General features: G+C 49.5%; 15 protein-coding genes. 8 read left to right on the top strand and 7 right to left on the bottom strand.

What is annotated here, in order from left to right; translation table 11 throughout:
- Positions 1–331 precede the first annotated feature (331 nt).
- Positions 332–580 carry a hypothetical protein gene (locus ACUVQO_RS18905; RefSeq protein ID WP_445927384.1) on the bottom strand — a complete coding sequence of 83 codons (249 nt, stop codon included), beginning with the start codon at positions 578–580 and terminating at the stop codon, positions 332–334.
- 787 nt (positions 581–1,367) lie between these two features.
- Here ACUVQO_RS18905 and psbA point away from each other — a divergent pair.
- The gene (gene psbA / locus ACUVQO_RS18900; RefSeq protein ID WP_445927383.1) at positions 1,368–2,450 is read left to right on the top strand and encodes a photosystem II q(b) protein; all 1,083 of its coding nucleotides are present in this window, start codon (positions 1,368–1,370) and stop codon (positions 2,448–2,450) included.
- 101 nt (positions 2,451–2,551) lie between these two features.
- Here psbA and cysK read toward each other — a convergent pair whose 3' ends face one another.
- Entirely contained in the window at positions 2,552–3,532 is a 981-nt protein-coding gene (gene cysK, locus ACUVQO_RS18895; protein ID WP_445927382.1) for a cysteine synthase A, read from the bottom strand.
- 83 nt (positions 3,533–3,615) lie between these two features.
- Here cysK and ACUVQO_RS18890 point away from each other — a divergent pair, with 83 nt between their 5' ends.
- From ACUVQO_RS18890 to ACUVQO_RS18875, 4 genes are all read left to right on the top strand, one after another.
- Positions 3,616–3,933, top strand: a complete 318-nt coding sequence (locus ACUVQO_RS18890) for a hypothetical protein (protein ID WP_445927381.1) — start codon at positions 3,616–3,618, stop codon at positions 3,931–3,933.
- A gap of 23 nt (positions 3,934–3,956) precedes the next feature.
- On the top strand, positions 3,957–4,478 hold the full coding sequence (locus ACUVQO_RS18885; RefSeq protein ID WP_445927380.1) for a hypothetical protein: 522 nt from the start codon (positions 3,957–3,959) through the stop codon (positions 4,476–4,478).
- Between the two features lie 33 nt (positions 4,479–4,511).
- A complete protein-coding gene (locus tag ACUVQO_RS18880; RefSeq protein WP_445927379.1) occupies positions 4,512–4,676 on the top strand; it encodes a hypothetical protein in 165 nt (54 codons plus the stop codon).
- Between the two features lie 134 nt (positions 4,677–4,810).
- Positions 4,811–5,098 carry a hypothetical protein gene (locus ACUVQO_RS18875; RefSeq protein ID WP_445927378.1) on the top strand — a complete coding sequence of 96 codons (288 nt, stop codon included), beginning with the start codon at positions 4,811–4,813 and terminating at the stop codon, positions 5,096–5,098.
- 163 nt (positions 5,099–5,261) lie between these two features.
- Here ACUVQO_RS18875 and ACUVQO_RS18870 read toward each other — a convergent pair whose 3' ends face one another.
- The 3 genes from ACUVQO_RS18870 to ACUVQO_RS18860 form a co-directional block, all read right to left on the bottom strand.
- The gene (locus tag ACUVQO_RS18870) at positions 5,262–5,486 is read right to left on the bottom strand and encodes a hypothetical protein (protein ID WP_445927377.1); all 225 of its coding nucleotides are present in this window, start codon (positions 5,484–5,486) and stop codon (positions 5,262–5,264) included.
- Entirely contained in the window at positions 5,486–5,662 is a 177-nt protein-coding gene (locus tag ACUVQO_RS18865; protein WP_445927376.1) for a hypothetical protein, read from the bottom strand. The genes ACUVQO_RS18870 and ACUVQO_RS18865 overlap by 1 nt, the downstream gene beginning before the upstream one ends.
- Before the next feature lie 194 nt (positions 5,663–5,856).
- Positions 5,857–8,568 carry a cyclic nucleotide-binding domain-containing protein gene (locus tag ACUVQO_RS18860; protein ID WP_445927375.1) on the bottom strand — a complete coding sequence of 904 codons (2,712 nt, stop codon included), beginning with the start codon at positions 8,566–8,568 and terminating at the stop codon, positions 5,857–5,859.
- A 611-nt stretch (positions 8,569–9,179) separates the two neighbouring features.
- On the opposite strand from ACUVQO_RS18860, the gene ACUVQO_RS18855 reads away from it, so the two are divergent.
- The 3 genes from ACUVQO_RS18855 to ACUVQO_RS18845 are packed head-to-tail and all read left to right on the top strand — an operon-like array spanning position 9,180 to position 12,213.
- On the top strand, positions 9,180–9,428 hold the full coding sequence (locus ACUVQO_RS18855; protein WP_445927374.1) for a FeoA family protein: 249 nt from the start codon (positions 9,180–9,182) through the stop codon (positions 9,426–9,428).
- A gap of 2 nt (positions 9,429–9,430) precedes the next feature.
- Positions 9,431–11,224 carry a ferrous iron transport protein B gene (gene feoB, locus ACUVQO_RS18850; protein WP_445927373.1) on the top strand — a complete coding sequence of 598 codons (1,794 nt, stop codon included), beginning with the start codon at positions 9,431–9,433 and terminating at the stop codon, positions 11,222–11,224.
- Positions 11,221–12,213: a nucleoside hydrolase gene (locus tag ACUVQO_RS18845; protein WP_445927372.1), complete on the top strand. Its 993-nt coding sequence runs from the start codon at positions 11,221–11,223 to the stop codon at positions 12,211–12,213. Before feoB ends, ACUVQO_RS18845 begins: the two co-directional genes overlap by 4 nt.
- Before the next feature lie 175 nt (positions 12,214–12,388).
- On the opposite strand, the gene ACUVQO_RS18840 is transcribed toward ACUVQO_RS18845, so the two are convergent.
- Positions 12,389–13,174, bottom strand: a complete 786-nt coding sequence (locus tag ACUVQO_RS18840) for a DUF350 domain-containing protein (RefSeq protein ID WP_445927386.1) — start codon at positions 13,172–13,174, stop codon at positions 12,389–12,391.
- A partial coding sequence (locus ACUVQO_RS18835) for a lipid II:glycine glycyltransferase FemX (protein ID WP_445927371.1) occupies positions 13,104–13,757 on the bottom strand: 654 nt, incomplete at its 5' end. The genes ACUVQO_RS18835 and ACUVQO_RS18840, both read right to left, overlap by 71 nt.

The raw sequence follows: 13,757 nt of genomic DNA, 5'->3' as shown, positions 1-13,757 counted from the left end.
TCACAAATTCAGTTCCTTGTCCAGGCGTAGAGAAACATTTTAGCTGCCCCCTATGTTTTTCTATAATAATCTGATAACTGATAGACAAATAATCTGATAACTGATAGACATTTGCTTCGATGTTAATTTAACGGCGAAACCTGCCTCTACCAACCCATCGATCTGTCTAAAAGCCGTTTAAACCAAGTCCAGCTCGAGAACTGGAGTTTTCCGATCAGAGAAACTACGGTTCTGGACTTGGACAAGGTTTAAATGGGTATTATCTGTCCGGGGGCTTCTCCTGTTCGGCTCAACTCAGCCCTTGCAGAGACTTTGTTGATCGTTGTTCTCTCTACAGGGGAGCACCATCCTCATCTCGTAGTATCAGCACATCATCCCCTTGTTTGACCTCAAAGGCCGTCATAGCGGGTAATCCATCTGTCGGAACCCATTCGCCTTTAACATCTACAGAACTGCCTCGTTCAATCCTGAAATCTTCGTTGTCGAGATAGCGTGTTGGACCTAAATGCACATTGATTGTCTGATCACTTGTTCTCAGGAGTAAATGCAATCCATATCCCCGTCCCCGCCTGACTGTCACCTGATAAATGTCAATTACTTCACCACTAAATGAGCATACCCAGGAACATCAGGAAGAATTGTAAATCTTTCATTCTACCCTTTCTTCCACCAGGAGTGCGGTTTGACAGATGAAACAGTCTCTCATTTCGATCGTAGATCAGTTCATCGAAGGCAATAAAATCAGTTCATAATAATTGATATGGTTAAACTAATCATTAACGTAGCATTAATAAGTTGGGTTGCAAGATCATGACTAAATCAAATACGGGCATGAACACTCCTCCTAACAGTTTGAGTCTTCTACCCTGGGTTTCTGTAAAGCGAACGGCCTGAAATGAATAGATAAAATTCAATAAAATCAGAAACAGCGGAACAAATAAAATCAGAAACAGAAGAATAACATAAACTATGCTGTAAAGCGCTGTCCAAGTGATGTAACAAAATATAGGACTACTGGCAGAATCAATCTCACAGTAATTGACTAAGGTAGTCATGTAAACCATTGGCAAAATTACTGTGCAACCTAGTTCCACGATATTAACCATGATTGCTAGGGCAACCATCCCTTTGGCTAATTGTGTGTTGTTGAGCGTCAGACAGGGAGAGCAAAATGCTTTGTTTGAACCAAAAGTAGTCTTTGATGGAGCATACTCCAGAGAGCCATCACTCTCGCCGTAGCCGACAAAGGATCCTCTGCCCAAGATTCGATAGGTTCACTATAAACTATTGACAGTCATATAACTATAGAGTTATAAATAAGTCTGCAAGAAACCTTGCATTTCATCCAAAATAATTTCATCGCTACTATGACTACGACTTTAGAGCACCGCAATCGCGGCAATTTATGGGATCGGTTTTGTAGCTGGATTACCAGTACCGAGAATCGACTCTACATTGGTTGGTTTGGGGTGTTGCTGATTCCAACGGCCCTGGTTGCTGCGATCGTCTTTACCCTGGCCTTTATCGCCGCTCCCCCAGTGGATATTGATGGCATCCGTGAACCAGTCAGTGGTTCCTTGCTTTACGGCAATAATCTGATAACAGCAACGGTTGTCCCGACTTCCAATGCGATCGGACTGCACTTTTACCCCATCTGGGAAGCCGCCTCTCTGGACGAGTGGCTCTACAACGGCGGTCCCTATGAGATGATTATTTTCCACTTCCTGATTGCGGTCTACGCTTACATGGGGCGGCAATGGGAACTGAGCTATCGCTTGGGGATGCGTCCCTGGATTCCAGTGGCGTTCTCTGCTCCGGCTTCAGCAGCAACGGCTGTGTTGCTAATCTATCCCATTGGCCAGGGCAGTTTTTCCGACGGGTTGATGCTAGGTATTTCCGGGACGTTCAACTTCATGATTGTGTTTACGGCAGAGCACAATGTGTTGATGCATCCCTTCCACATGCTGGGTGTGATAGGGGTGTTTGGGGGTGCCTTATTCTCGGCCATGCATGGCTCAATGGTGATGTCCAGTATTGTGCGGGAAACCACCGAAGAAGAATCAATCAACGCAGGCTATAAGTTTGGCCAGGAAGAAGAAACATACAACATTATTGCCGCTCACGGTTATCTCGGTCGGGTATTCTGGCAGAACGTCAGTTTCAATAACTCGAGATCGCTCCACTTTGTGCTGGCAGCTTGGCCTGTGATCGGAATCTGGTTTGCATCTTTGGGTATTAGCACCATGTCGTTTAACCTGAATGGGTTTAACTTCAATGAATCGATTCTGGATCATCAAGGTAGACCTGTCCCGACCTGGGCAGATGTGCTGAACCGAGCGAATTTAGGGATTGAAGTAATTCATGAGCGGAATGCGCATAACTTCCCCTTAGATTTGGCTTCCGGTGAAGCACAACCGATCGCTCTGGTAGCACCCACACTTTCCAGTTAGTTTGGCCAGTTAATTTGGATTGTCTTTCCACTGTTGCTGCTCTCATCAATGCTAGATGAATTGCGCCCGTTAACGGGCGCTTTTGCTGTGTGGGTTTTCACTCATCGTTGCGTTGTTGTGCAGCCCTCATTCCACATGGCTGTGCTGAGATAGCGTTCTCCTGAACTGGGTTGGATGATCACAATCCGTTGGTTCCGGTGGTGCGATCGCTGGCCAACTTGTAACCCAGCATAAACCGCTGCCCCCGTTGAAATGCCGCTCAAGATGCCTTCAACTTGGGCTAATTGTCGTCCCAACTCGTAAGCCTGTGCTTCGGTGACAGTAACAATTTCATCGATTAAATCGACTCGCAAAACATCGGGAATAAACCCGGCACCAATCCCCTGTAAATTGTGTTCACCTGCTGGTTTACCACTCAGCACCGCACTGTTTGCGGGTTCAACGGCAATGATTTGCAGATTGGGATTTTGCTGTTTCAGATAGCGTCCGGCTCCAGTGAGAGTGCCACCTGTCCCAACACCGACGATTAAGGCGGCAATGTCGCCATCGGTGTCCTGCCAGATTTCGGGGCCTGTGGTATCGTAGTGAATTTTGGGATTAGCAGGATTGCTGAATTGGTGAGGTGAGAAAGCATTGGGGATGGTTGTAACGAGTTGATTGGCGCGGGCGATCGCTCCCTGCATATCGGCTACAGCCGGAGTCAAGATTACCTCTGCTCCATACGCCTGCACAATTTGCCATCGCTCCTGACTCATGTGTTCAGGCATGGTCAAAATTAGACGATAACCTTTGGCTGCACAGGCCATTGCCAGTCCAATCCCCGTATTTCCAGAGGTCGCTTCTACAAGCGTAGACACCCCAGGTTGAATTAGCCCTATCCGTTCTGCTTCCAGCATCATGCTGATGGCAATCCGATCTTTCACCGACTTTGCCGGATTCATGCCCTCCAACTTCAGCACAATCTCGGCAACACAGCCGAATTGCTGGGGTAAACGCTGGAGTTTCACCAGCGGTGTATGACCAATGATTTCGGTAATGTCATTGTGAATAGGCATGCTGTCATTCGTCAGTGCGATCGCCATGATGCAAACTTAATTTTACTCCAGGGGCGATGGGATCCGGATCTGCAAACTATGCGGGTGGAAATTGAAGCCCTGTTTACGGGATGCTCCAGAAAGGATCTGGTGCTCCTCTTTTTTCCGGGCATGGGATTAAAGATGATCAGGGAAGGCTTTATTTCGCCACGCGAGATACCCGCAAGGCTGCTAATGGTGAACTGCGACGGGCAACAGCGATGGAATCGGGCTTTGTGCAGGAAATGATGAATAACAGCCGCTGTAAGCGTCAGGTGATAATTCTCGATTGTTGCTTCAGTGGGGCGTTTGCTGCTGGGATGGGAGCAAAAGATAGTGGCACGGTCGATATCGCGGTGCAATTGGGGGGTGAAGGACGGGCCGTGTTAACCTCGTCCACTTGGACCTAGTATTCCTTTGAAGAACAGAGCGCTTGGAAACGGGAGCGGCAGATCTGAATCATGATGGCTGGATTGAGGTGGAGGAATTGCACGACTATGCCAGGAGCAAAGTGCAGGAAACGGCTCCAGCCATGAAACCGGAAATCTATGCCGTCAAGGAAGGCTACAAAATCCGCTTGACTCGTGCCCGTATCGGAGATCCAAAATTGCGATACCGTCAGGAAGCCGATCGCTATGCCAGTCGAGGGGAGATTTCGGCGATCGGACGGATTCTGCTGGATACCTTACGCGATCGATTGGGGTTGTCCGCCGAGGAAGCAGAGCAAATTGAAGCGGACTTGCTGCGGCTCTACTGGGAACATCTGGACAATTTGCAGCGCTATCGGGAAGCGATCATGGCATCGGTGGAGGTGGAGTATCCCTTCAGCGACCAAACCCATAGCGATCTGCAGCATTTTCAGGATGTGCTGGGACTACGGGATGAGGATGTGGCACCGATTACAGCAGAGATCGCGACTGAGATGACCCAGAAAGCGGCACAGCAGCACCAATAGCATCTCGTAGAGTATCAACAGGCGTTTTCTGCAGTGGTGGAGCAAGAATTTCCTTTGAGGGAGGTGACCCGGAATGAGTTGCAACAATTACAGCAACGGTTGCAACTGAGTGAGGCAGAACTGTCATCCATTGAGCAACCAATTCTGGCTCAAAAGGAAGCGGAGAAGTTGAAGCAACAGGCAGAAGCAGAGAGGTAGCAACAAGCAGCGATCGAACAGCAACGACAGCAACAGAAAGCCAAGCAACGGCAACAGCAGCAAGAAACGGAACAAAACAGCAAGGGGAAGCTGAGCAGCAGAAGCAACACCAAGAAGCAGACTACCAGCAGGGGTTGGTATTTTATGAACAAGAATTTATCCGTTTAACACAGCTTGGTTTATCAGATGTCTATGTTCGTAGCCTCCAACAACTTCAACAAAGATTGGGGCTGAGAGATGCAGACGTTGCAGAAATTCAAGCGCGAGTGGTATCTCAACAGAAAATCCGGCAACTTCAACAAAGATTGGGGCTGAGAGATACAGACATTGCAGAAACCCAAACGCAAGTAACAACCCAGCAAAAGGCTAACGGAGCATCGCAACAGCAAGAAATTGAGAAACAAAGAACTAATACACTTTAAATTCTAATTTGGTTAAGTTGCATATGTTGGCTCGTCGCGGTGGGATTGATCTTCATCAAGTTACCGTTTTCGCTTTCGTTTTTATTTACGGCGGTAAAATTTTTGGTATTCTTTTGGGCACTTGAACACTTCAACTAACAGTGCCTTTTCCATTGATTGTCATTCAATGTAGACGCAATGTTTTCAAAAGCGATCGCTCTGCAATTTGAATGTAAAGCATCACAGTCCTTCTGTGGCCGATCGCAATCCAATGTAGAGGGGATGCATTCAAACGCGATCGTCCCACAATCTGAATGTCAGGCAGCACAATCCTTTTGTTGGCGATCGCAATCCAATGTGGATGGGATGCATTCAAAAGTGATCGGCCTGCAATCTGAATGTTGGGCATTACAATCCTTCCGTTGACGATCGATTTGGTTGTAGAAAGATGATCCCGTAGGGGCGCAGCATTGGGCCAGGATGCAGACCATTCGACTGGTGTTTCATCCCAATGCCACGCCCAATCTCTACCACCAATCCGAACCGGGCGTGGCATTCGGGCAGAACACCGTGAGAAATTGTCAAAAACAGTTGCCGAATGCCGCGCCCCTACACGGTTAATTTGAGGATTGGGAGGTGAGGATTTTGGATTTTATTTTGTTTAGAGGCAATGTGCGGGAGAGCGAGCGCTCTGCAATCCTTTCATGCCTGCAATGGTAATATTGGGGTATTTGTCTTCAAACGATTTCTTGGGTATGACCTGATCCTTGAGTAAACCGTTAAACCATCAGCCTGAAAAAGAAAATAGTAAATCCCATCATCAGCAACAGATGGGGAAGATTGCTGAGCCAGGAGCGTTGGGTAATTCGCAGTAACGGATAGGGACTAAAAACCAGGACAGAAAGCAATGTTACCCCTTGCAGGAACTGTGCGACATCCATACTCCAGGTCAGCGTCGGTAATCCGGCACCACTATAACCAAGCGAGCGTGCAAAGATAGGGAGAATTTGACCTGCTTCGGTCATGGCCGCCGGAATATAGTGGGCTAGATTGGCAGCCAGCGTTAAGGGCAGATAGGCATAGATAACCGTGAGATAGGTGGGTTGCTGTGGATCGAGGAGACGGGCAATCGCATGAGTCCCATAAGTTACTACGGCTGGAATACTTAAGAGGGCAAACGCGATCGGAATGCTAATGAGTAAATGATCGGCATCAATGGGAAGCGACCCCCATCCCAACCATTCCAGAATGGTGTGGCCATGATGCATAAATACTCCCCCGAACAAGAGCAGCAACAGTGCCGCCTCGGCCCAAAACCCGCGATGATGATCGAGCAGATCGGAGGCTGGAAATCGGAGATTTAACTGGGCGGAACGATTGGGGCAGGCTTTCAAACAGGTCATGCACAGCATACAGTCCCGGTTGTCCTGAAACTGGGCTGGATGGGAATAGAGTGGGCATCCCCCTGTTGCCTGTCCTTCGGTCGGTAAGGCATCGGCAAAGGTGACGGGTGTTGCATCACTCCCCTTGTAGCAACCGAAAGTGCTGCACTGACTGGCACACACCTGTTGGGTCGATCGCAACTCAATCATTGATAGCTTGGCAAACATGCCATTCATGCCCCCGATCGGACAAAGATAGCGACACCACAACCGCCGTTCATAGATCAGGCTAAAAATGACGGCTCCAGCTGTAATGGTCAATAGTAACCAGGCAGAAAGATAGGCATGGTGCGGCAAGTCCCAGAGTTGCTCCCAGAGGTAAATGGCAATGAAACCTCCAAACAAAATCCAGGCTCCCCAACGGTTCAGCCAATGAGTATTCCAGGAGAGTTGCTGGCGGGGAAACAACCAGAGCGAGACTCGCCGCAGCCACTCTCCAGTAATCATAAATGGACAGACTGCACACCAGAGCCGCCCCACAAAAGCGAACAAAAACAAATAACCAGGCCACCACCAGGCCCAAAATAAGTTCAACGTGACACTGCTGTTCCGATCCTGTGGCCCGATAAAGCCCAGTACCGCTGCAGGGACAAAAATAGCCATCATCACTATCCAGATGCCCTCTGGATACCAGCGACTTAATAAGACTCGTCTTAGCCACGGGATATGAGTCAGCAAATCCAGTCGAAAGGCATTCTTATTGGATTGCACGGACCATAATGCCTGCTCCGGGATAATTGCATGTCCAGGAGGGGTCATGATCACGGCGCGGTGCAAAATTTCTGCCAGTTCTGCCAGATTGCCAGGATAGTCGTAGCTAAGCAGGCGGCGGAGATCCGATTGATCTAGGTGTAACAGGGGACGATTCTGTTCTCGACAAAACTGATTGAGAAAATACCGGGCAAGGTCCGGAATATCGGCTTTGCGCTGGGGTAGGGTAAACAGTTTGATGGGAATTACGTTAACATCCGGCCATTCCAGTTTGTTTGGCGATGCCAGAATCAGACGCACCCAGGATTGAATTGGTTGGGGCGGTTCAGGGGTGAGATTGGGTTTGTTGGCAACGCCATGGTTGGGGAGAACTAATCCGGTTTTGAGATAGTGACTTAAGCGATCGCGATCGTCCTGACTCAATAACTGGACATTCTCCAGCAACAGGGTTCCTCGCTCCATCAGTTCCAGAATGCCAAGGTGCTGACCACTTCGGCCAAACAAAGCATCTGTATTCAACTGACCCTCTTCAGCGCGAGGCAGACTCGCACAGTCCATTTCAGCAAACGGTTGAGTTGCCAAGCCGGATCTGGCATGGATCAACCCTGCCAGAAAGGTTTTGCCTGTTCCTGTCTGGGCCTGAAAAACTACAGGGGCCAGGCTTGTACTGGCCTGATGAATCTGTTCTGCTAGCTTTTGTGCGGCCTTACTACTGCCCAGAATGTTGGTTTCCTTGGGAACTGGATGGATATAAGGTTGTAAGCCTTGAATCCGCATCTGTTCCCAGGCAATGCGAGCCGCATATTCATGCAGATCCTGAGCCAGGAGAGTCTGGAACACCTGTTGGATTGCCGAATATTCGACCATTAAAGCTTGAAATGCGGCCTGTGGAAGAAACCAGATTTCACAAGCCGTAAGGGCGATCGCACTGGTCTGATACACTGCTGCTTCAACCGCATTGGCAATTAGTGTATAGCCAAATAAATCGCCTGCATTGCGATAACGAATGAGCGATTTACCAATCGGGGATGAACGGAAAATTTCAACCGTGCCCCATTTGATCAAGTACATTCCAATGGGAGTGTGTCCTTCCTGGTAAATCAGCGTTTGAGGGGCTACTTGAAAGCAGTAGAAGGATTGAGCGATTGCCGTTAACACTTGAGTTGAAAGTTGCCCCCAGAAGCGATGAAAACTTAACCACTGGATGCAATCTGCAACGGCTTGAGAATCATTCGTGGTACCATTCCCCTGAGAAATTTCTAACGGCAACGGTCGCTCCAGAACTTCCAGCATTGGCTGAGCTTGCAGCAAGACAGTAGAAGTTGTTTCAGGAGTCATAGCACCACGATCAGGCAAAACGAATGCAGAGAAAGCAGCTTTAGGCTTTTCTGGCTAGATCTTACCCGAACTACCAAGATAAACCGATCTAAGGCATTATTCCTTAACAGTAAGGGATTTGCCATCAAATGTCGCTGCAGGACGGTTTGTATAGCGGTTCCTGAACCGATGATGTATGCTCACCTCCCAACCGTCAGGAATTTGAGGGCTGAAAATGTACTGCACTCGACCGAAAAACGCTGTAGTACCCGCAAGTAAAAAGACTCAAGCCTTTGTAGAGGTAAAAGATGTGACAACGCAAACGCTAGAGCACCAGCACAGAATTGAGGCGAGAGCATGTCACTTTTTCTCTCAAAAAAGTGACATGCTCCCAACCAGCTAAACCTTTTATGGAAAAACTTCTTATACAAAAGGCAATATTTAGCAACTTTGAGTAATGTGGAATTAATCTCGGATTAATTGACACGATCCGGCACTTATGTGACGATTTAAATGGTTATTGAGGGTTTTTCTCAATAGTCGCCTGCCCCCCCTTGCCGCCTCTCCGCGATCGCGGAGGGGTGTAAGGATAGCCGTTTATTTTCTGTCCCTTCCAGAGAGATTCATTCCTGATGTCTAGGATCAACCACCTTGCTGCCCTAAAACCCGGACACACCGGCATCATTACCAGCCTTGATACATCCCTCGGTTTGCACCAGCGACTGCTGGCATTGGGCTTTCGGCAGGGGCGACAGGTGCAGATGTTGCGCCGATCGTGGTTATCAGGCCCGGTGCATGTGCGGGTAGGAACCACGGAGGTGATGATGCGACGGCAAGATGCTCAGAGCATTGCGATCGCGCCTTTAGCGGTTGGAGAATAACGGTGAAACGCATAGCTGTCTTAGGAATGCCCAACACGGGTAAGTCCACATTTTTTAATCGCTTTACGGGAGCAACCGCCAGTATAGGCAACTGGGCAGGAATTACTGTGGATTTGATGATGGCTAATCTCACCCTGGCAGGTATTCCTACCGAAGTGATTGATTTACCGGGAATCTACGATCTACGCGGCTTTTCTCAAGATGAGATCGTGGTGCAAACTTTTCTGGAGTCAACCCCCCTCCACTTAGTGATCATTATTCTGAATACCGCCCAACTTGATCGCCAACTCAGTCTGGCGTTGCAAATTAAACACCTGCAATTGCCAGCCGTGTTGTTGCTGAATATGGCCGATGAAGCGCCGAAGTTTGGGGTAAAGGTAGAGGCGGATAAGATTGCTCAACATTTGCAAATGCCTGTCATCCCGATGAGTGCGAAGTATGGTGGCGGGTACGAGGCGGCAGTTGAGGCGATTACCCAAAGCCTGCAGCACCAAACGCAGCCGATCTGTGTGCCAGACCTGACTGATCGCCTGCCATCTAATGCTCAATTAATATCGGAGTTAGACACCATTTTGCACGCTGCTGTTCATGTTGCTGACCAGCAGCAGGATGTGCTGACAACTCGCCTCGATCGGGTCTTGCTGCACCCCGTTCTGGGCTTGCCCCTATTCTTTGCCGCTATGTACCTGATGTTTCAGGTCGTCTATGCCCTGGGTACACCCTTACAAGAGGTACTCAGTAACGGTCTGGATTGGTTCAAAACGGTGGCTCTGGAACCTGCTCTGGCCAACCTGCCCCCTTTCCTGAAAGGATTTCTCATCGACGGACTTTATGATGGGATTAGCACAGTTGCGGCCTTTATTCCAGTCATTCTGCTGTTTTTCTTTTGCATGGCGATCGTAGAAGACAGCGGTTATCTGGCCCGGTCTGCCTTTTTGATGGACGCTTTGATGGAACGGTTGGGACTGGATGGGCGTTCCTTTGTCATGTCGCTGATGGGGTTTGGCTGTAATGTGCCTGCGATTATGGGAACCCGGGTGATGCGATCGCCAGGATTGCGCATGCTCTCGATGCTGGTGATTCCCTTTTCGCTATGTTCTGCCCGGTTAAATGTGTTCATTTTCATGACTACCGCTCTGTTCACACCCCAGGTTGCTCCTCTGGTGTTGTTCAGTTTGTATTTGTTTAGTTTTGCAGCGGCTTTAATTACAGCACTCTTATTCAAAGGCCATTTTCCTAATAAAGACCCGCTCATTTTAGAATTGCCTCCTTATCGATTTCCTACGGTGAAGCAAATACTGATCCGCTCCTGGTCTGAAGTCAAGCATTTTCTTCGCTGGTCAAATCGCTTTATTATCGCTGGAGTCGTGATTGTCTGGCTCTTAAATAATCTGCCGCCCGGTGTGCCACCTGCTAGTGCTGAAACTTTCTCTGGTATGATTGGACAGGCAATGCAGCCGCTGTTAGCGCCTCTGGGAATCACGTCTCAGCTGGCGATCGCCCTGATTTTTGGCTTTATTGCGAAGGAAATTGTGCTGGGCGGATTAGCGGTTATCTATGGTACCTCAACGGATGCCAGTTTGGGCAGCACGATCGCCCATCAAATTGATTGGGTACAGGCTTATAGTTTCATGCTATTTACCCTGCTATATGTCCCCTGCTTATCCACAGTCGCGGTTTTGAAAACTGAGTCTAAAAGTGCGAAGTTTGCAGCCTTAGCTGTTGCCTGGTCGATCGCCTTAGCCTGGATAACGAGTTTTCTGTTTTATCAAGGAGCTAGACTCCTGGGCTTATGATGACTCCAACTTCCCCCACCAAAATTATTCTGGATACGGATCCGGGTGGTGATGATATTTTTGCCCTCTTGTGGGTGCTGAGTCTGGTGCGCCAGGGATTAGCAGAATTGGTGGCCATCACCACGACTGATGGTAATGTCGCGGCTCATCGAACCTTTGTCAGCGCCAGCCAGCTTCTCGACTTAACGGGCTTTGCTGGTATTGAAGTGGGGCGAGGTGTACCGCTGAAACAGGCTACCGCGGAAGATGCCTCTCACATTCACGGAACTGATGGTATGGGGGAATTATCGACTACGTTGCCACCCTCTAGCCGTGAGTATGCAATGGCCCGTCAAGCCGACGATATTCTGATCGATTGCCTGACGGCAGCACCGGGAGAAGTTACCCTGGTCGCGATCGCCCCGTTAACCAATCTGGCAGCGGCTGAACAGAAAAGCCCTGGGATTTTGCGAAAGGCCAAGGAAATCGTGATCATGGGGGGAACCTTTTACTACCGGGGAAATGTTGGCTCTCAGGCAGAATTCAATATCTGGTTTAATCCGGAAGCGGCTCAAGTTGTGCTTGATAGTCGCAAAGATCTGGTTGTGATGCCCCTGGATGTTACATCACGCCTGATTTTTACCCGTAGGATGGCTCAAACAATCATCCAGAGGGTGCCAACAGGTGCTCTGCCTAACTTTGTCATGCAGTTGTGTGAGTTTATGATTGGTACCGCATTGCGCTATCGAGAAACCAACCGCGTGCCTGGCTTTTTGGTTCATGATGCGGTGACGCTGGGCTACTTGTTCTATCCAGAAACCCTGACCTTACGACGGGCCAGAGTGAGAGTGGAAACCCAGGGTAAATGGACGCGTGGACAAACGCTAATTGACGATCGCCCCCTGGCTAAAACAGATGCAAATGCCTGGGTTGCCTTGCAGGTAGATGAAGTTGGATTTTTCACTCACTTCATTGAAGACTTGAAGTATTTGATGAAACAGATGCATTAGACTTCTTGCAAATTGGAAAAAACGTCGGATGGGCAAAGGGCAACGTTCCATCCTATCATTCTGGCTGCTTTGCATGGGCACGCCAGACTTTGCCCATCCTCCTGATGATTGAGTCTAATAGGCAACAGTTCCATTGTTATTGCCTTAAAATAGCTCTTTTCCCTGCTATTTGTGCTTAAAGACTCCAGGCAATCAGGAAAGAGCCAGCAATATAGGCAAAGGCCTCGATCAGCCCTGCTCCTACATTAGGCACCGTCTGATTGACAATTTCATCGGAAATTTTTACTCCCGGAACCAGTACCAGATCGGCAATCCACCGGATAGCGGCCAGCGCGATCAGACTGATGCCCAGCAGGATGGCATACTCCGGCAAACTCTCACCCCAACTGCGAAACTCTGGCGTAAAGGCCACCCGCACCACGTTTCCTGTGCCAATCAACAAGCCTGCCAGAGCTACTCCAGCTGCCGGATTGTTGCGTTTGCAGATTTCGCTAAATACGTCGTAGTGGGTGATTTTAGGATGGATGGTACTGACTAAAACCAGCACGGCCAATCCAATCACCCAACAGATCACCCCCACCAACCAGGTGCCGCTGTTACCGCCCAACGCCGCACTTAAAATCAGTCCATTGCCAATGTGCAATCCTGCTTCAGCCGCCGCAGCACCCAGATTTTGCTCCTCCTGGACTTCCCGTGCCGTGTCACAGCGCTGCAGAATGAACCGATCGCCTATCCAGGCCCCAGCCAGCATTAAGCCGATCGCGCTGACTCCATAAAGCAACAAATTGGTCACTTGCTCTTGCCAGGTGTCTGCCAGCTTATCCAATACACCAGAGAGGGCAATGACAACGCCCAGGTCATAGCCAACCAGCGCGATCGCAACGGCAGGATTATCGCGCACAAACAATTCCACGTTCAAATCCAGGCGACGAAACAGACGTTGATAGCAGAATTGTCCCAGCCAGAAAATTCCGAATCCCAGGAGCAGTTCGGCAGCAATTAAAGCAATGCGGAGCAGGAGGGGAGGGGTCATGGGAAGGTGGGGAAGTGGGTGGGTCAGGAGGGGGGTGGAGGCGTTTGAAGAGGGTGATCAAGGTATCAGCAAGGCGATTGTAGAAGAAGTAGTCGTGGGCACCGATCGTGGTGTTGGGGGTGCCGCCGAATTGACGTTTGAATTGGGAGAAGCGAGCATAGCTGTGCTGTGGATCGGTGGTATAGCCATAGAAATCATACTCGGTGCAGTGTCTGGCTTTGGCGCGTTGCATGGCGGCCCAGTGCAATCCGTAACTGCTCATCACCTGCGGCTGCTCAGGGCTGCGGCCTCCATACAGGTAGGTGGCGAGATCGCCCCAATAGATGATCAGCATGGCAGCCAGTACCCGATCGTTCCAGGTGGCCAGACCAATCTCGGCCATGTTGGCAGCAAACAGGGTCTGACACAGGTTAACTATTGAGGGGTTGGGGGAGCTATAAGTCCCGCGCTGTATGTGAAGCCTCAGCGTCGGGATACATGGACTCCCCGCGCTTGTCGATTCCCCTCGATG

It is taken from the genome of Leptodesmis sp., from assembly GCF_052746595.1.
Note: the sequence above shows the minus strand (reverse complement) of the source record. Positions and strands in the feature narration are given on the sequence as shown.

Excerpts from the sequence above, each read along its gene's own strand:
- psbA (WP_445927383.1), top strand. The coding sequence starts at position 1,368 with ATGACTACGACTTTAGAGCACCGCAATCGCGGCAATTTATGGGATCGG.
- ACUVQO_RS18855 (WP_445927374.1), top strand. The coding sequence starts at position 9,180 with ATGTCTAGGATCAACCACCTTGCTGCCCTAAAACCCGGACACACCGGC.
- ACUVQO_RS18860 (WP_445927375.1), bottom strand. The coding sequence starts at position 8,568 with ATGACTCCTGAAACAACTTCTACTGTCTTGCTGCAAGCTCAGCCAATG.
- ACUVQO_RS18870 (WP_445927377.1), bottom strand. The coding sequence starts at position 5,486 with ATGCCCAACATTCAGATTGCAGGCCGATCACTTTTGAATGCATCCCAT.
- cysK (WP_445927382.1), bottom strand. The coding sequence starts at position 3,532 with ATGGCGATCGCACTGACGAATGACAGCATGCCTATTCACAATGACATT.
- ACUVQO_RS18845 (WP_445927372.1), top strand. The coding sequence starts at position 11,221 with ATGATGACTCCAACTTCCCCCACCAAAATTATTCTGGATACGGATCCG.
- ACUVQO_RS18890 (WP_445927381.1), top strand. The coding sequence starts at position 3,616 with ATGCTCCAGAAAGGATCTGGTGCTCCTCTTTTTTCCGGGCATGGGATT.